Source organism: Polaromonas sp. P4_F6 (assembly GCF_056401275.1).
In genome coordinates this window covers 117,641-135,696 of the sequence record NZ_JBFUJQ010000002.1, presented here as the reverse complement: position 1 = coordinate 135,696, position 18,056 = coordinate 117,641, and the positions used below count along the sequence as shown (strand labels likewise).

14 protein-coding genes are annotated in these 18,056 nt (G+C 67.2%); 9 read left to right on the top strand and 5 right to left on the bottom strand.

Annotated elements, in window-relative coordinates:
- Positions 1–8: 8 nt before the first annotated feature.
- From phoU to phoR, 3 genes are read left to right on the top strand one after another with little or no spacing between them, the layout of a single operon-like run.
- Complete coding sequence (phoU, locus tag AC1DUN_RS06515; protein ID WP_413331142.1) at positions 9–710, top strand: phosphate signaling complex protein PhoU; 702 nt, start codon at positions 9–11, stop codon at positions 708–710.
- 7 nt (positions 711–717) lie between these two features.
- On the top strand, positions 718–1,452 hold the full coding sequence (phoB, locus tag AC1DUN_RS06510) for a phosphate regulon transcriptional regulator PhoB (RefSeq protein ID WP_477664436.1): 735 nt from the start codon (positions 718–720) through the stop codon (positions 1,450–1,452).
- On the top strand, positions 1,449–2,813 hold the full coding sequence (phoR, locus tag AC1DUN_RS06505; protein WP_477713251.1) for a phosphate regulon sensor histidine kinase PhoR: 1,365 nt from the start codon (positions 1,449–1,451) through the stop codon (positions 2,811–2,813). Before phoB ends, phoR begins: the two co-directional genes overlap by 4 nt.
- On the opposite strand, the gene AC1DUN_RS06500 is transcribed toward phoR, so the two are convergent.
- The 5 genes from AC1DUN_RS06500 to trxA all read right to left on the bottom strand — a co-directional run bounded on the left by AC1DUN_RS06500 (position 2,810) and on the right by trxA (position 8,532).
- Entirely contained in the window at positions 2,810–4,171 is a 1,362-nt protein-coding gene (locus tag AC1DUN_RS06500; RefSeq protein WP_477713250.1) for an MATE family efflux transporter, read from the bottom strand. The genes phoR and AC1DUN_RS06500 overlap by 4 nt on opposite strands.
- Positions 4,168–5,949, bottom strand: coding sequence for a hypothetical protein (locus tag AC1DUN_RS06495; protein ID WP_477713249.1), 1,782 nt, complete (start codon positions 5,947–5,949; stop codon positions 4,168–4,170). The genes AC1DUN_RS06500 and AC1DUN_RS06495 overlap by 4 nt, the downstream gene beginning before the upstream one ends.
- Before the next feature lie 183 nt (positions 5,950–6,132).
- Positions 6,133–6,420, bottom strand: a complete 288-nt coding sequence (locus tag AC1DUN_RS06490; RefSeq protein WP_074574709.1) for a type B 50S ribosomal protein L31 — start codon at positions 6,418–6,420, stop codon at positions 6,133–6,135.
- Between the two features lie 268 nt (positions 6,421–6,688).
- Complete coding sequence (rho, locus tag AC1DUN_RS06485) at positions 6,689–7,951, bottom strand: transcription termination factor Rho (RefSeq protein ID WP_007875125.1); 1,263 nt, start codon at positions 7,949–7,951, stop codon at positions 6,689–6,691.
- Between the two features lie 248 nt (positions 7,952–8,199).
- Complete coding sequence (gene trxA / locus AC1DUN_RS06480) at positions 8,200–8,532, bottom strand: thioredoxin TrxA (RefSeq protein WP_477664432.1); 333 nt, start codon at positions 8,530–8,532, stop codon at positions 8,200–8,202.
- 179 nt (positions 8,533–8,711) lie between these two features.
- On the opposite strand from trxA, the gene AC1DUN_RS06475 reads away from it, so the two are divergent.
- From AC1DUN_RS06475 to AC1DUN_RS06450, 6 genes are all read left to right on the top strand, one after another.
- The gene (locus AC1DUN_RS06475) at positions 8,712–11,315 is read left to right on the top strand and encodes a PD-(D/E)XK nuclease family protein (protein ID WP_477713248.1); all 2,604 of its coding nucleotides are present in this window, start codon (positions 8,712–8,714) and stop codon (positions 11,313–11,315) included.
- A complete protein-coding gene (locus tag AC1DUN_RS06470; protein WP_477713247.1) occupies positions 11,312–14,614 on the top strand; it encodes a UvrD-helicase domain-containing protein in 3,303 nt (1,100 codons plus the stop codon). The genes AC1DUN_RS06475 and AC1DUN_RS06470 overlap by 4 nt, the downstream gene beginning before the upstream one ends.
- A 77-nt stretch (positions 14,615–14,691) precedes the next feature.
- Positions 14,692–15,324, top strand: coding sequence for a hypothetical protein (locus AC1DUN_RS06465; RefSeq protein WP_477713246.1), 633 nt, complete (start codon positions 14,692–14,694; stop codon positions 15,322–15,324).
- Positions 15,325–15,479: 155 nt separating this feature from the next.
- Positions 15,480–16,883 (top strand): TIGR03862 family flavoprotein, encoded by a 1,404-nt coding sequence (locus AC1DUN_RS06460; protein ID WP_477713245.1) that lies wholly within the window; start codon positions 15,480–15,482, stop codon positions 16,881–16,883.
- Positions 16,884–16,899: 16 nt separating this feature from the next.
- A complete protein-coding gene (locus tag AC1DUN_RS06455; protein ID WP_477713244.1) occupies positions 16,900–17,181 on the top strand; it encodes a hypothetical protein in 282 nt (93 codons plus the stop codon).
- 149 nt (positions 17,182–17,330) lie between these two features.
- The gene (locus tag AC1DUN_RS06450; protein ID WP_477713715.1) at positions 17,331–18,038 is read left to right on the top strand and encodes a Crp/Fnr family transcriptional regulator; all 708 of its coding nucleotides are present in this window, start codon (positions 17,331–17,333) and stop codon (positions 18,036–18,038) included.
- Positions 18,039–18,056: the final 18 nt, after the last annotated feature.

Genomic DNA, 18,056 nt, shown 5'->3' with positions numbered 1-18,056 from the left:
GAGCACACATGCCTGATAAACACCTCTCAACCCAGTTTGACAGCGAACTCAACGGCGTCTCCTCGCGCGTCATGGAACTCGGCGGCCTCGTTGAGTCACAGATCCGCCTGGCCATTTACGCCTTGTCCCAGTTCAGTGCCGAAAGCGCCAACCAGGTCATCGAAACCGAAGCGCGCGTCAACGCGATGGAAATCGACATCGACCGCGAACTGTCGTCCATCATCGCGCGGCGCCAGCCCACGGCCCGCGACCTGCGCCTGCTGATCGCCATTTCCAAGACCACGGCCAACCTGGAGCGCGCCGGTGACGAAGCCGAGAAGATCGCGCGCATGGTCAAGTCCATTATCGAGAGCGGATCGGCCCGGGCCCTGCCTTCTTCCGACCTGCGCATCGCCGCGGAGCTGGCCTCCGGCCTGCTGCGCAAGGCGCTGGACGCTTTTGCCCGGCTGGACACCGCGGTGGCAGTTTCCATCCTCAAGGAAGACGACCAGATCGACCAGGAATTCGACGGTTTTGTGCGCAAGCTCATCACTTACATGATGGAAGACCCGCGCACGATTTCGCCCAGCCTGGACCTGCTGTTCGTGGCCAAGGCCATAGAGCGCGTGGGCGACCACGCCAAGAACATCGCGGAATTCATCATTTACATCGTCAAGGGCGCCGACGTGCGGCACACCCCGATGGAACAGATCGAGTCTGCAGTAAAGTAAAGACGGAATGAAACACCTGCCACGCATACTGATTGTTGAAGACGAGCCAGCCATCGCCGAGTTGATTGCCGTCAACCTGCGGCATGGCGGCTTTGACCCCGTGGTGGCGGAAGACAGTGTGTCGGCCCAGCGCGAACTCGACGCCGTGCTGCCCGACGCCATCCTGCTGGACTGGATGCTGCCGGGGCAAAGCGGCCTGGCGCTGGCGCGCCACTGGCGCAAGCAGGCGCGCACCAAAAGCATTCCCATCCTGATGCTGACGGCGCGCGGCGACGAACCCGACAAGGTCGCCGGCCTGGACGCCGGCGCTGACGACTACATCACCAAGCCTTTTTCCACCCAGGAGCTGCTGGCGCGCATACGCGCCGTGCTGCGCCGCCGCGCGCCTGAGTCGGTGAACGACAGCGTGACCGTGGGCGGGCTGGTGCTGGACGCCGCGACGCACCGCATTGCCTACCTGGGCCAGGAGCTCAAGCTGGGCCCGACCGAGTTCAAGCTGCTGCATTACCTGATGAAGCATGCCGAGCGCGTGCACAGCCGCAGCTCCCTGCTCGACAAGGTCTGGGGCGACCACGTCTTCATTGAAGAGCGCACCGTCGACGTCCACGTCAAACGCCTGCGCGAGGCCCTGGGCTCGGCGGGCACCATGGTGGAAACCGTGCGCGGCGCCGGTTACCGGCTGACCGCGATGGCCGCGGTAGCCGCCAACAGCCCGGTGGCTGCTGCACAATCCAGCGCATGATCAACCGGTGGATTGTTTTCGCCGCCTGCATGCTTGTGGGCGGCGGTTTGGGCTTTTGGGCGCGCACCGTCAACGGCCTGAGCTTCGGCCTGGGCATAGGGCTGGCGGTGGCGGCCATGGTCTGGCTGGTGATCGACAGCTTCTTCATCAACCGGCTGCTGCGCTGGCTGCGTGCCGAGCAAAACAACGACACGCCCGCCGTGATGGCCGGCAGCGCGCCCAGCCTGCCCGGCGTCTGGGGCGAGGTCGCCGACCGGACCCGCCGGCTGCTCAAGAACCGCGACCAGCAGTACCAGGAAAGCCAGGCCCGCCTCGACGAGTTCCTGGCGGCCATGCAGGCCTCGCCCAGCGGCGTGGTGCTGCTGGACGCGCAGGGCCGCATCGAATGGTGCAACCAGATGGCCAGCCAGCATTTCGGCTTCGACGCCCAGCGCGACGTGATGCAGCACATCGCCAACCTGGTGCGCGACCCGGCCTTCAAAGCCTATATGGCGACCGGCAACTTCACGCACGACGTGGTCATCCCGGGCAGCGCCAGCACGCCGGCGCGGCCCGTGAAGCTGTCGGTCCATGTGCACTCCTACGGCAAGGACCGCAAGCTGCTGCTGTCGCGCGACATCACGGCCGTGGAACTGGCCGAAGCCATGCGCCGCGATTTCGTGGCCAATGTGTCGCATGAGATCCGCACGCCGCTGACGGTGCTGTCCGGCTTTATCGAGACCTTGCAGACCTTGCCTCTCAAGGAGCCCGAGCGTGCCCGTTACCTGGCCTTGATGTCGCAGCAGTCGCAGCGCATGCAGACCCTGGTCAGCGATTTGCTGACCCTGTCGCGCCTGGAAGGCAGCCCCTTCCCGGGCGCCAATGACTGGATGACGCTGGGCGCGCTGCTGGCCCAGTGCGAGCAGGAGGCCAGGGCCCTGTCGGCGGTGATCGGGCCGCAGGGGCACCGCCTGGAGTTCGAGTCCGGCCCGGTGTCGGAAATCGCCGGCGTGCAGACCGAGCTGTACAGCGCCATGTCCAACCTCGTGACCAACGCGGTGCGCTACACGCCCGAAGGCGGCCTGGTGCGCGTGAGCTGGACGCTGCTGGAAGACGGCCGCGGCGAGTTCAAGGTCAGGGACACTGGCCCCGGTATCGCGCCCGAACACCTGCCGCGGCTGACCGAGCGCTTTTACCGCATAGACCGCAGCCGCTCACGCGAGACCGGCGGCACCGGCCTGGGCCTGGCCATCGTCAAGCATGTGGCGCAGCGCCACGGCGCCGAACTGCACATCGAGAGCGAACCGGGGCAGGGCTCCTGCTTTTCCATTGTGTTTCCGGCCGCGCGTGTGCGCCGGGTGCAACTGGCCCAGGCGGCCTAGACTGCCTGAGCCGCCGGTGCCCGCAGGCTGCGCCTCACGGCGTGCCACAGCAGGCCCAGGAAGCAGGCCGCCACCAGCGCGATGGCCACCGTGCTGGCGGCCCAGAAGCTGGCGGCCGACTGGGTGGCCGCATGGCCGGCGATGCCCCCGTAGGCCAGGCGGTAGCCGCCCAGCAAACCCAGCCCCCACAGCAGCACGCCGTACAGCGCCAGCGGCATGATGGTGATGCGGTAGCAGCGCAGCAAAAACGCGGTCAGGGCCTGGGTCGCGTCGGCCACATGGTAGAAGGCCACCCACACCAGCAGCGAGGAAGCCAGCGCGATGATTTCCGGGCTGCCCGAATACCAGCGCGCCAGCAAGGGCCCGGCCATGGCCACAAAACCCCCTAGCGTGAGCGCCGCCAACCCGGTCAGCTTGAGCCCCAGCAGCACCACGCGCCTGGCATAGTCCGGCCGGCCGGCGCCCATCCAGAAGGACACGCGCGCGCTGCAGGCAATTGCCATCGACAGCGGCATCATGTAGAGCACCGCCGCCACGCTGGAGGCGATCTGGTGGCTGGCCGAGGCGACCGTGCCCAGGCGGGCGATAAAAAGGGCCATCAGCGTGAACGAGGTCACCTCCACCAGGTAGGCCAGGCCGCCCGGGATGCCCAGGCGCGCGAAGTTGCCGATCTGCGACCAGTCGGGCCGCTCCATGCGCTCCCAGATGCGGTAAGGGAGGTACATGGGCCGGGTGCGCAGCATCAGCAGGGCCAGCGCCAGCAGCAGGTAGTTCACGACCAGCGTGGCCCAGGCGCAGCCCACGGCGCCCATGGGCTCCACGCCGGCACCGCCGGCCACCAGCCAGATGGACAGCGGAATCTTGACCAGCAGGGCGCCGACCTGCAGCCAGGTGACCAGCAGCGGTTTGCCCAGCGACTGGTTGAAGGTGCTGTAGATGCGAAACAGCAGCGAGGGCGCGAAGGCAAAAGCCAGCACCGCGAGGTAATGCTGGACCTCGTCCCGCATCAGCTCGGGTACCTGGGCCCAGCGCAGCAGCGGGCCGGGAAACAGCATGGCGGCCATGCCCGCCGCCACGATGAAGCCGCACAGGTACATGCTTTGCCTCAGCGAGGCGCCCACCGCCTCATGGCGCCGCGCGCCCAGCATCTCTGACCAGATCGGCAGCAGCGCCTGCACGATGCCGATCAGCCCCACATACACGCTGACATAAAGGGCCGAGCCGACCGACAGCGCGGCCAGCGCCTCGTCACTGTAGCGGCCCGCGATCACGGTGTCGGCCACGCCGAAGGCCATGACGGCCAGTTGCCCGACCAGCACCGTGCCCGCGTGCCGGCTGATGACCTTGAGCTCGCTCAAGGCTTGGCTTTGCCGTTGGCGCGGCGGGACGGGGTGGGTGGTTTGGCCGGGCCGTCCTGGCTGACCCGCTTGTAGAGCAGCACGTTCTCGGTCTTGTCCGTGGGGCGGCGCACCGTGGCCTGGAAGGCCCAGTCGGGCAGGTTAACCCTGCTGCTGAGCGTGGGCTGGGCTTCGACGTCGACGATCAGGTAGGGGCAGCTGGCCTGCGCGCCGGCCTGGCGCAGCTCAAGCCGGCCGTGGTACTGCAGGGCGGCGGCCTGGGCGCTGCCTATGCCGTAGATTTCGACGCAAGCGGTTTTGTCCACCAGGCTGGCGATCTGCCGCGACATGGGCGCGAAGCTGCGCGCATAGTCGAGCAGCGGCAGCCAGAGTGTCATCAGCAGCAGCCAGCACAAGGTGGCGCCGCCGGCCGGCAGCACCAGCGATTTCCAGACGGCCGCGCGCTGCGCGCCGGCCCGCCATTTGACGAGCCAGGTCCAGGCCAGGGTGGCGGCCAGCGCAAACACAAAGGCCAGCCAGGAAAAGCTGGGCTCGAAGCCGGGCGCGAGCTTGGCCACGTTGGCGGCGGGCTGGCGCGGCACGCCGGTCTGCATGGCGATCCAGACCACCCAGATGATGATGCCGCAGCCGGTGAAAAACAGCAGCGTGAACCAGTCGATCAGCGAAGCCACGCTGCGCTTGAGCGTGGGCAGCGCGAAGGCGGCCAGCGCGGCCAGCGGCGGCAGGCTCAGCAGCAGGCTGCGGTCCGAGGCCGTGGTGGTCAGCGTGGCGGCCACGGCCATGGCGGCAAACCACAGCGGCAGGGCGACGTGGCGGCTGGCCAGCTGGCGGCGCCAGCGGTAAAGCGTCCACATTGCCAGCGGCCAGGCCGGCCAGGTGAACCACAGCAGCAAACGCCCCAGGCTGCGCCAGTCCTTCCAGGCGGAAGTGTCGTCGCTGCCGGGCAGGTGGATGCGCCAGCGCCAGAGGTCCAGGCTGTAGGCCAGCAGCGCGACCCCCAGCGTGATGCCGGTGATCAGCAGCACCCAGTGCCAGGACTGCTGCCTGGCAGCGGGGTCGGTCCGGTCCGCACCCCAGTGCATATGGGTCCATTCCACCAGCGCGCCGCCCGCGCCCAGCAGCAGGGCCAGCGTGGGCGCGCCGCTCAGGGTGAGCCCGGCCAGGCCGATCAGCAGGCCGAAGGCCGGCCCCAGGATTTTGGTGGCGCGGCGGTAAGGGCTGGCCGCCATGGCGTAAAAAGCCAGCGCCGTAAAGCCCAGCTGCGCCAGCGCCGGCGTGGTTTCGTGGGAGAGCTGCGCCAGGCCCAGGCTGGCGATCAGCGCCAGCAGGCCGGCGTCGGCGATGGCCCGGGCGTAGTCCACCGGGCTGGCCTCGCCGCCAAAGGCGAAGGCGACTGGCTGGGCCAGCGGGCTGCGCGCCAGGTAATAGACGGCATACCAGGTGGCCAGCAGGGTCAGCACCAGCAGCCCCACAAACGGCACCCGCACCGCCAGGGCCGGGTCCAGGAAAGGCAGCCATTTGATCGCGACCGCGCCCAGCCAGTAGGGTGCCAGTGCGTCAAATTCGGTGGCCCGGCCCAGCAGCTGCGGCTGCAGCCAGTTGGCCACCGTGGAGGCCAGTTCGCGCATCACGCCAAAGGCCGCGATATCCTCGTTTTTCCAGGGCCCGCGCCCCAGGAAACCCGGCAATACATAGGCCGCGCAGAACAGCAGCAGCGCAAGCCGGGGCAGGCGGCGCACGGCGGACTGGGCAATGATGGCGGGTGAAGGTTTGTTCAAAACGGTTGGAGTCGGGAAAGTGCGGGGAAGGGCCGGCAAGACTGCCGGGCCGCCATCCCGGGCCATCGGTGATTTTGCGTCAAACCGGGCCGCGAGGTTTTGCGGCTGCCGGCAAATTTTGCCGAAAAAAAAGCAGCCTGAAATTCAGGCTGCTTTTTGCAGGCTGGCGAAAGGATTCGCAGCTTACTTCGCAGCTTCGGGCGCGGCCTCTTTGGCGGCGGCGGTGGTCTTGCCGAAACGGTTGCGGAATTTCTCGACGCGGCCGCCCATGTTGTCCACGGATTTTTGCGTGCCGGTGTAGAAGGGGTGCGATTCGCTGGACGTATCGAGCTTGTACAGGGGCAGTTCGCGGCCGTCTTCCATGGTCACCATTTCTTTGGTGTTGACGCAGGAGCGGGTGACGAACTTGAAGTTGTTGGACAGGTCCAGGAAACAAACTTCGCGGTAGTTGGGGTGAATGCCTTCTTTCATGATCTTTCCTTGTTCGATGCGGGAGCCACACAAGCCAGTCCTGGGCACTTTCCGCTAAGCCGTAGATTATGGCATGAAATCAAGCACTTAGCGCAATTTCGGCCTTATGAGAGGCGACTTTGTGCCTAAAACAGCGCTGTGAGGGGTCAAGAACCGGGTTTTAACCCAGCCGGGGCCGCGGAACCGGCTTCGCCGGGCCGCAGGCGCAGCGCCCCCTCGGGGGGCAGCGCATTACACGGAGCCGAAGGCGAAGTGAAAAGCGTGGGGGCTAACCACCCCTTCTCATCATGTCGAAGAATTCGTGGTTGTTCTTGGTGGCCTTCATGTTCTTGAGCATGAGCTCCATGGACTCGATTTCATCCATGTTGTACATGAATTGACGCAAAATCCGCGATTTTTGGAGGATTTCGGGTGCAAGCAGCAGTTCTTCCTTGCGGGTGCCGCTGCGGTTGAGGTGGATGGCCGGGAACACGCGTTTTTCGTAGAGGCGGCGGTCCAGGTGGATTTCGCAGTTGCCGGTGCCCTTGAATTCCTCAAAGATCACTTCGTCCATGCGGCTGCCGGTGTCGACCAGGGCCGTGCCTATGATGGTCAGGCTGCCGCCTTCTTCAATGTTGCGGGCCGCGCCGAAAAAGCGCTTGGGGCGCTGCAGCGCATTGGCGTCCACGCCGCCGGTCAGCACCTTGCCGGAGGAGGGCAGCACGTTGTTGTAGGCGCGGGCCAGGCGGGTGATGGAATCCAGCAGGATGACCACGTCCTTGCCGAGCTCTACCAGGCGCTTGGCGCGTTCGATCACCATTTCGGCCACATGCACGTGGCGCGCGGCCGGTTCGTCGAAGGTGGAAGAAATCACCTCGCCGCGCACGCTGCGCTGCATTTCGGTCACTTCCTCGGGGCGTTCGTCCACCAGCAGCACCATCATGACCACTTCGGGGTAGTTGGCGGTGATGGCGTGGGCGATGTTCTGCATCATCACGGTCTTGCCGGACTTGGGCGGCGCCACCAGCAGGGCGCGCTGGCCTTTGCCGATGGGCGAGACGATGTCGATGATGCGGCTGGTCAGGTTCTCTTCGCCCTTGATGTCGCGCTCGAGCTTGAACTGCTCGCGCGGGAACAGCGGGGTCAAGTTCTCGAACATGACCTTGTGTTTGTTGTCTTCGGGCAGGCCGTCGTTGACCTTGTCGAGCTTGTTCAGCGCGAAGTAGCGCTCGCCGTCCTTGGGGGTGCGCACTTCGCCTTCGATCATGTCGCCCGTGTGCAGGTTGAAGCGGCGGATCTGGCTGGGGCTGATGTAGATGTCGTCGGTGGACGCGGTGTAGCTAGAGTCAGGGGCGCGCAGGAAGCCGAAACCGTCGGGCAGCACTTCCAGCACGCCGTCGGCCACGATGGTCTCGCCGGTTTTTGCACGTTTTTTGATGATGGCGAACATCAGCTCCTGCTTGCGCATGCGGCCGACGTTTTCGATCTCAAGGGCTTCGGCCTGCTTGAGGACTTCAGACACGTGCAGTGCCTTGAGTTCGTTTAAGTGCATGGAATTACTCCTTGCGGAGTTCATTGATGGAAAACGGGGGAGGTTTGAAAAGAAGCCGCAGAAGGTGGCTTACAAACCGGCAACTCGAACCGGGCGGCGCGGGCCGTACCGGTGAATAAGGCACATTATGACAGGAAATTCAGGCGGGAAACGGGGGCTAATTTCATGCGTGCGGGGCGAGCGCCCCGGGGGAGGGGCGCCGGTCAGGAAGCGGCAGGGCGCCGTGCTTCCTTTTCCGGCGCGAAGCTTCAGGCCAGTTGCTGGTCGATGAAGGCGGTCAATTGGGCCTTGCTCATGGCGCCGACCTTGGTGGCGGCCAACTGGCCGTCCTTGAACAGCATCAGCGTGGGGATGCCGCGTATGCCGAACTTGGCGGGGATGTCGCGGTTTTCGTCCACGTTCATCTTGGCGATCTGCAGCTTGCCGTCGTAGCCGGTCGCCACTTCATCCAGGATGGGAGCGATCATCTTGCACGGACCGCACCATTCGGCCCAGTAATCCACCAGCACGGGTTTGGTGGATTGCAGCACATCGGCTTCGAAGGTGGCATCGGTGGTATGTTTGATCAGTTCGCTCGCCATGGCGGCTCCTTTGTCTTGGTTAGGATGGTTACGATACGTAGGGCTAAAGTTGCAGTCATTGTGGCAGAAAGCAAGTGGCTGGGTCGGGCGGGCAGGGGCTATCACCCTGATAGCCATCCGCTCAATCCGTCCGCGGCCCGTCCCAAGTTGCCCCCTGTCGCCCGTCGCAAACCCTATTCATGCCACCAGCTTCCATCGCCGACCTTGCCGACACCGCCGCCCCGCCTGATGCGCGGTGCTGGCGCCAGGCCATGGCCGCGCTGGCCGCGGCCATCGAGGCGCGCGGCGTGCACCCGGCCGAATGCGTCGTGCTGCTGCCCTATGCCCAGCTGATCCAGCAGGCGCGCCAGGCCTGGGCCGCGCAGGCCGGCGACACCTTTTTTGTGCCGCGTTTTGAAACCACCATGAACTGGGCCGGCGGCCTGGGTGGCACGCTGGGCCTGTTCACGCCCTCGGGTGACGATTTGCGCATGGATGTGGCCGTCGACATGCTCACCGCCGCCTCGCTGCTGGAGCGCGCCGGGCTGGGCAGCCAGCAGGACGCGCTGGCCGGCCGCCTGGTTGAGGCCGCCTGGAGCCTGGCCGGCGTGGCCGCCGCCGTCATGCCGGCACGTCGCCGCGCCTGGAGCGAAGGGCTGGCCCAGACCCTGGGCGCGGGCCTGGATTCCCCGGTGCTGGCGCTCGAAGCCGCCGTGGGCCGCATCGCGCTGGCCTGGGCCGCGGCCTCGGCCTATCCAACCGACCGCCTGTTCCAGGCCCGGCCCCTGCTGTTCGCCATGCTCGAAGGCTTCCAGGCCGACCCGCTGACCGAGGCGCTCAAGGCCCATTTCGGCGAGCTGTCCCTGTCCATCCCCTTGTGCATCCCCCTGCAAGCCGGCCCGCCGCCCGCGCTGCATGCCGCCCAGGACGCCGAGGACGAAGCCGGCCGCGCCGCCGCCTGCGTGCTGGCCCACCTGGCGCAAGGCCGCAGCCCGGTCGCGCTGATCGCGCAGGACCGCCAGCTGACACGCCGCGTGGGCGCCATGCTGGCCGAGCGCGGCATCGCCATGCGCGACGAAACCGGCTGGAAGCTGTCCACCACACGCGCCGCCGCCGGCCTCATGAGCCTGCTGCGCGCCTTGCCCTGGGATGCCTCCACCGACGCCGTGCTCGACTGGCTCAAGAACGCGCCCGCCTTTGAGCCCATGCTGGTGACCGCCGCCGAAACCGAGCTGCGCCGCGTCGGCGTGCGCGCCTGGCGCGACCTGCCGGAATTTGCCGCCGAAGACGTCGTGCCGCCGGCCTTTATGGCCACCCAGCCTCTGGCCCTGCAGGCCAATGCGTTGCGCGCGCCCCTGGCCCGTGCCCGCCCGCTGGCCGTGTGGCTGCGCGACCTGCGTGCCGCGCTGCAGGCGGCCGGCCAGTGGGACGCGCTGGCCGAAGACGAAGCCGGCCAGGCCGTGCTCGAGGTGCTGCGCCTGTACGAGGGCGCCGAGATTGAATTCCAGGCCTCGCCGGTCATGCGCCTGCATGATTTCACCCAATGGGCCAACCAGGCACTCGAAGGCGGCAAGTTCGCGCCGCCGCACCCGGCGGCCGAGCAGGTTGTGATCCTGCCGTTGCCGCAGCTGCTGGGCCGGCCCATGCGCGCCGTGGTGCTGCCCGGCTGCGACGAGATCCGCCTGCCGGTCTCGCCCGAGCCCGCCGGCCCCTGGACGCCCGCCCAGCGCGAACTGCTGGGCCTGCCCTCGCGCGAGACCCTGGCCGCCGCGGCTCGCCAGGCCTGGCATTACGCCCTGCAGGCGCCCCGGGTCGACGTGCTGTGGCGCAGCAGCGAAGCCGGCGAACACCTGATCCCCAGCGGTTTTGTGCAGGAACTGCTGCTGGCGCAGGACGACGCCCTCCAAGAAACGCAAGCCGCCGCCGATCCGCGCAGCCTGCGCGCCGTGGACATCCAGCCCACACCGCACCCCTTCCCGACCGGCGAGGCCTTGCCCCTCACACGCCTGTCGGCCAGCGCCTATGAAGACCTGCGCCGCTGCCCTTATCGTTTCTTCGCGTTGCGCCAGCTCAAGCTGCAGGAGCCCGAGGAGCTTGAAAGCGAACTCGGCAAGCGCGACTTCGGCAATTGGCTGCACGGCCTGCTGCGGCATTTCCATGAAGCACTGAAAGCGCAGCCTACCGACGACCCGGCCGTCCGCGCCACCATGATGGACACGGCCGCCGACCGCGCCGCCCAGGAACTGGCGCTCACTGAAAGTGAATTCCTGCCCTTTGCCGCTGCCTGGCCCGGCGTGCGCGAAGGCTACCTGGCCTGGCTGTCCGAACACGAAGCCACGGGGGCCCGCTTTGACGAAGCCGAGGTCTGGCGCGAAATGCCGCTGGGCGAACTGACCTTGCTCGGCAAGCTGGACCGCATAGACCGCCAGGCCGATGGCCATGCGCTGCTGATCGACTACAAGACCGAGCCGCGCGCCACCACGGCCGAACGCATCAAGGGCGGCCAGGAAGACACCCAGCTGGCGTTCTACGCCGCGCTCATGAGCGATGACACCCTGGCCGCGGCCTATGTCAACCTCGGTGAAAAAGAGCCGACCAAAACTTACGAACAACCCGAGATCGTCGGCCTGCGCGACGAACTGATAGACAGCATCCTCACCGACATGGCCCGCATCGCGCGCGGCGCGGCGCTGCCGGCGCTGGGCGAAGGCAAAGCCTGCGATTACTGCGCGGCGCGTGGTTTATGCCGCAAGGACTTCTGGAGTCTGGACGAGGACGCCACGGCCGGGGAGGAGGGCGCATGACCTCACCGCCCAATACGCTGGTCGCCCACACCGCCGCCTACGAATGCAACGGCGAGCCGGTTTCGGCCGAGGCCTTTTATGCGATTGCCTGCGACCCGCGGCGCAGCGTCGCGGTCGAGGCCTGCGCCGGCGCCGGCAAGACCTGGATGCTGGTCTCGCGCATTGTGCGCGCCCTGCTGGACGGCGCCACGGCCGCGCCCGGCCAGCAGGTCTTGCCGCATGAAATCCTGGCCATCACCTTCACCAAAAAAGCCGCCGGCGAAATGCGCGAGCGCCTGGACGACTGGCTCAAGGCCTTTGCCCATGCCGACGATGCCACGCTGCAGCGCGAGCTGGACATGCGCGGTGTACAGCTGGACCTGGCCGGCGCCAAGGGCCGGCAGGCCGCGCAGCAGCTGCGCGAGCAGCTGTCCAATCTCTACCGTTCCATCCTGGCCAGCGGGCGATCCGTGCAGATACGCACCTTCCACAGCTGGTTCGCGGCCTTGCTGCGCAGCGCGCCGGTCGCGGTGCTGCAGCGGCTGGAGCTGCCCGTCAACTACGAGCTGCTTGAAGACGACGCGCCCGCGCGCGCTTTGGTCTGGCGGCGTTTTTACGCGGCGGTCGCGCTTGACGCCGCGCTCAAGGCCGACTTCGAGGCCGTGGTGCTCACCCACGGCCGCTTCCAGACCGACAAGGCCTTGCAGGCTGCGCTCGACAAGCGCACCGAATTCACGCTGGCCGACGAAAAAGGCGTGATCGCTGCCTCGGTCCAGCCCTTCGCGGCGCAGTTCACCGAATTCGGCGGGCTGGATGAACCGGAAGAACTTCTCAGCACGAATCGCTTCCACCGGCAGACCCTGAGGGACGCCGCCATGGCCCTGGGCCGCGCCAGCGCGCCGACTTTTTCGGCCAAGGGCGTGGAGCTCGAACAGGCGCTGACGGCCGGCGACTTCCCGGCGGCCATCGCGGCCCTGCTGACCGAAAAAGGCACGCCGCGCAAGTTCGGCGAAAAAATCATCGGCATCGAACAGGTGCGCATCGCCCAGGACCTGGTGCTGCGTGTGATGGCGGCGCGCCAGCAGCACGACGCCTGGCAGCACCAGCAGCGCATGGCGCGCCTGAGCCGCGTGCTGATCGCCCAGTTCACCGCCCTCAAGCGCGAACGCGGCTGGGTCGACATGAACGACGTCGAGCGCGCCGCGCTGCTGATGCTGGCCGACCCCGTGCTCTCGGGCTGGGTGCAGGAGCGCCTGGACGCGCGCATACGCCACCTGATGATCGACGAGTTCCAGGACACCAACCCGCTGCAGTGGCAGGCCTTGTATTCGTGGCTGATCGGTTATTCGGGCGCGGGCACGGCGCCCAGCGTGTTCCTGGTGGGCGACCCGAAACAAAGCATTTACCGCTTCCGCCGCGCCGAGCCGCAGGTCTTTCGCGCCGCGCAGGCTTTTGTGGTGCACGGCCTGGGCGGCGATCTGCTCAGCTGCGACCACACGCGCCGCAATGCCGAGGCCGTGATAGACACCGTCAATGCTGCCATGGTGACGGCGCGCGAAGCCGACGCGTACGACGGTTTTCGCGAGCACACCACCGCCTCCGGCCTGGCCGGTGCCGTGGGCCGCTTGCCACCCATCCCGCGCAACAAGGACGAGGAAGAGGCTTCGCCGCTGGCCGCCGGCTGGCGCGACAGCCTGACCACGCCGCGCGAACTGCCCGAGGAAACCCTGCGCACGCGCGAAGCCCGCCAGGCCGCCGCCTGGATATCCCAGCAGATCGCCGGCGGGCTGCGGCCCCAGGACGTCATGGTGCTTTCGCGCAAGCGCGCCGGCCTGCTGCCGCTGCAGGACGAGCTGCGCGCCCTGCACATTCCCGCCCAGGTTGGCGAAAAAACCGAGCTGATTGACTGCTGCGAGGTGCTGGACATGGTGGCGCTGCTCGACGTGCTGGTGTCGCCGCAGCATGACTTGTCGCTGGCGCGCGCGCTGCGCTCGCCGCTGTTCGGTCTGTCCGATGACGGCCTGGTGCATCTGGCTTTGCTGCAGCGCGAACACGGCAAGCCCTGGTACGAGCTGCTGCAGAAAGAAGAACTGCTGGCGCCCGAACTGCAAGGCCTGGGCGCAACGCTGGCGCGCTGGAAAAGCTGGCTCGACAGCCTGCCGCCGCACGACGCGTTGCAAGGCATTTACGACGACGGCGACGTGCTGGCGCGTTTTGGCGCCGCGGCGCCCACGGCCCAGCGCGGCGCGGTGCTGGCCAATTTGCGCGCGTTGCTGGGCGTCTCGCTGGAGCTGGACGGCGGCCGCTACGCCACGCCTTATGGTTTTGTGCGCGCCCTCAAGGCCGGCGGCACGCAGGCGCCGGCCACTGTCAGCGGCGAAGCCGTGCGCCTGCTGACGATTCACGGCGCCAAGGGCCTGGAGGCCGAGGCCGTGCTGCTGCTGGACACCGACACCGTCGAGCGCAATGCCGACAGCATGGGTGTGCTGGTCGATTGGCCCGGCGAGGCCACCGAGCCGCGCAAGTTTGTCTTCCTGGTCAGCGAAAGCCGGCCTCCGGCCTGCGCCGCCGACACCCTGGCCGTCGAGCAGGCCGCCCGCAAGCGCGAAGAGCTCAATGCGCTTTATGTGGCGCTCACGCGCGCGCGCCACACGCTGGTCATCTCTTCGATTGAGCCGCACCGCGTGACCACCGAAAGCTGGTGGCAGCGCCTGCAGGGCCTGCTGGGCGAACTGCCCGCGCCCGTGGCCGATGAAACGGCGGGCCGGCGCCCGGACGCGGCGGATGCCGGCGTGTTCTACCTGCCCGAATTGCCCGAGCTGCCCCAGGCCCTGATGCTCCAGCCGCCCGCCGTGGAGAGCCTCGATGAAGACTCCCTCAAGGCCCGCATAGGTAAGGCCATGCACCGTTTGCTTGAATGGGGTGGCGCCCTGTTGCCCGAACAAGTGGCGGCCGCGGCGCGCGAGTTCCGCCTGAGCCCGGCCCAGGCCGCGCAGTCGGCCGCACTGGCCGGCCGCATCCTGGCCGGCGAGGGCAGCTGGGCCTGGCGGCCCGAGGTACTGGCCTGGCAGGGCAATGAAGTCGACCTGGTCTACGCCGGCCAGGCGCTGCGGCTGGACCGCCTGGTGCAGCGCAAGGACGCCGGCCACGAAGGCCACTGGTGGGTGCTGGACTACAAATCGGCCAGCGCCCCGCAGCGCCAGCCCGCGCTGGTCGTGCAGCTGCAGGCTTACCGCGCGGCGGTGCAGCGCATCTACCCGGGCGCGCCGGTCAAGGCGGCTTTTCTGACGGGGCAGGGAACTGTGGTCCTGGTTGACTGATCACACCGGGCCTGTCCGGCGCCTATTCCTATTCCTATTCCTACTCCTTCCACTCCATGCCTGCCGAAAGGATTCCCATGCTCAAGCAATTCCTCGCCTCCCTGGCCCTGGCGGCCACCTTGCCGCTGGCGCTGGCGCAAAGCCCGGCGCCGGCCAATCCCACTGTGCGCCTGCGCGCCACAATTGAAAAAGTCGATGCCACCAGCCTCACCGTCAGGGAGCGCAGCGGCGAAGTCATCACGCTGGCGCGGCCCGCCGCGATGGACGTCTCGGAAGTCTTTCCGCTCGCGCTGGCCGACATCAAGCCCGGCAGCTATATAGGCACGGCCGCCATGCCGCAGGCCGACGGCAGCCAGCTGGCGCTCGAAGTCGTGGTGTTCCCCGAAGCCGCGCGCGGCACCGGCGAAGGCCACCGCCCCTGGGACCTGCGGCCCGAAAGCACCATGACCAATGCCACCGTGGCCGACCTGGCCGCCGCGCCCACATCGGTGCCCGGCGGGCAGAAGCTCACGCTGAAGTACAAAGACGGCGAAAAAACCGTCATCGTGCCGCCCGATGCTCCCGTGGTGTCCTTCAAGCCCGGCAAGGCCGATGAAAACGCGCTGCTGGTGCCCGGCGCCAAAGTGATGATCACCGCCCAGGAGCAGGGCGGCAAGCCGACCGCGCTGCGCGTGATCGTCGGGCGCAATGGTTTTGCGCCGCCCATGTAAGGACCGGTGGCCGGTCGCTATCCCAGCGGCCTCTCCCTGTAATAATCAGGCCATCCTGTTCCGCCGAGCCGCGCCCGTTTGAGGCGCTTTGTGTTCGCGACCGCGAACCTTCCGATTTTCCTGTTTAACCTGTGGCCGCTGCATGCGGAACCTCCTTGACATCTGGCGCATCCTCTCTTGACTCCACCCCGGCCGCCGCATTGCGTGTGGCCGTCATAGGCGGCGGGCCCGCCGGCCTGATGGCCGCCGAGGTGCTGGCCGGCGCCGGCGCGGCCCTGAGGGTCGAGGTCTATGACGCCATGCCCTCGGTGGGCCGCAAGTTTTTGCTGGCCGGCATAGGCGGGCTCAACCTCACGCATTCCGAAGCGCCGCAGGCCTTTGTGGGCCGTTACGGCGAGCGCGCCGCGCAATTGCAGCCGTTGCTGGCCGCCTTCGGCCCTACCGAGCTGCGCGCCTGGGCCGAAGCCCTGGGCGTGGAAACCTTTGTCGGCAGCTCGGGCCGCGTGTTTCCCAAGGACATGAAGGCCGCGCCGCTGCTGCGCGCCTGGCTGCAGCGCCTGCGCCAGGCCGGCGTCAAGTTTTCCATGCGGCACCGCTGGCTGGGCTGGGCCGAAGACGGCGCACTGAAATTCGCAACGCCCACCGGCGAAGTGCTGGTACAGGCCGATGCCGTGGTGCTGGCGCTGGGCGGCGGCAGCTGGGCGCGGCTGGGCTCCGACGGCGCCTGGGTGCCGCTGCTGGCCGCGCGCGGCGTGGCGATTGCGCCGCTGCTGCCTTCCAACTGCGGCTTTGAGGTCGCGGCCCGGCCCGACAGCCCCGCGCAACTGCAGGAGGCTGTCGCCGATGCCGGCGAAACCCGCCGCGAATTTTTGCAGGAGCTGATAGGCAAAAGCCCGCGGCCCCACACCGGCTGGACCGAACATTTCGCCAGCCGCTTCGCCGGCCAGCCCTTCAAGTCGGTCGCCATCCATTTCACCGACTCGCGCGGCCGCAGCTTCAGCCGCAAGGGCGAATTCATCGCCACCGCCACCGGTGTCGAAGGCAGCCTGGTGTATGCCGCCTCCAATTTGCTGCGCGACGAGATCGCCGCCCACGGCAGCGCCACCTTTATGCTGGACCTGCTGCCGGACAAATCCGCCGAACAGGTGCTGGTCGAGGTGCGCCACCCGCGCGGCTCGCGCTCGCTCTCCAGCCACCTGAAAAGCCGCCTCAACCTGGACGGCATCAAGGCCGCCATGCTGTATGAACTGCTGGGCAAGGACGCGATTGCCGATCCGGTGCGCCTGGCTGCCGGCATCAAGGCCTTGCCGGTGCGCGTGACCGCCACCCGGCCGATTGACGAAGCCATCAGCACCGCGGGCGGCGTGATGTTCGAAGCCATGAACCTGCAACTGCAATTGCAAAACCTCAAAGGCCCAGGCCAGCCCGTGTTCTGCGCCGGCGAGATGCTGGACTGGGAAGCGCCCACTGGTGGCTATCTGCTGACCGCCTGTTTTGCCAGCGGCCGCGTAGCGGGGCAGGGCGTTCTTGCACACTTCGGCTTGTCATCAAAAAGCTGATGAAAAAGGAGAAGCCATGATTGTCCGTTTCCACATCGAACCCATGATGCAGGACGAGTTTGAATACCGCGTGAGCTACGAAGGCGAAGACCTGTTTGGCGACGCCGGACTGGACAGCGTCGAGGCCTGCATCATCGCCGCCACCGAAGGCCTGGGCCAGGACGCTATTGGGGCGGAAGTGGCCTACAAGGGCATCATCAGCGGCACCTATGCGCTGGCCTCGCTGGCCCTGGCATCGGCGCAGATTGCGCAGCATGCGCTGCAGACGACAGAGGCGATTGAAGAGGCCGCCAGGTAGGCCGGGATACCTCCCGGGAGCCCGGAGCCGGTTTTCCTCCGTTTGTGCGCTAGCGTACATACCGGGGGTCCTTTATTGCCTATACTCCGAAAACGGTGCGAGACCTCTGTCAGAGGCCGACTCGAAGCCAGATCCGCCCGGAGTTCGCAATCAGCCTTTCCCCCGACCCCAAAAAGAACGAGCTGCTGGCCGCCTTGCCGGATGCAGAGTGGCAGCGCTGGGCGCCGCAACTGGAGTGGGTCGACATGCCGCTCGGCCAGGTGCTCTACGAATCGGGCAGCACCCTGGACCATGTGTACTTTCCGACCACGGCCATCGTCTCCCTGCTCTATGTGATGGAAAACGGCGCCTCGGCCGAGATCGCGGTGGTCGGCCATGAAGGCGTGGTCGGCATCTCGCTCTTCATGGGCGGCGAATCCACCCCCAGCCGCGCCGTGGTGCAAAGCGCCGGCCAGGGCTTTCGCCTCAAGGCCGATGCCATCAAGGAAGAATTCAAACGCGCGCCGGTGCTGCACCTGCTGCTGCGCTACACCCAGGCCTTGATCACGCAGATGGCGCAAACCGCCGTGTGCAACCGCCACCATTCGCTGGACCAGCAGCTGTGCCGCTGGCTGCTGCTGAGCCTTGACCGCCTGCAGGGCAATGAACTCGTCATGACGCAGGAGCTCATCGCCAACATGCTGGGCGTGCGCCGCGAGGGCGTCACCGAAGGCGCGCTCAAGCTGCAAAACCTCGGGCTGATCCGCTATTCGCGCGGCCGTATCACCGTGCTGGACCGCCCGGGCCTGGAGCAACGCACCTGCGAATGTTATGCCGTGGTCAAGAAGGAATACGACCGGCTGCTGCCCGCGGCCTAGCTGGCCTGCTTGCGGGCT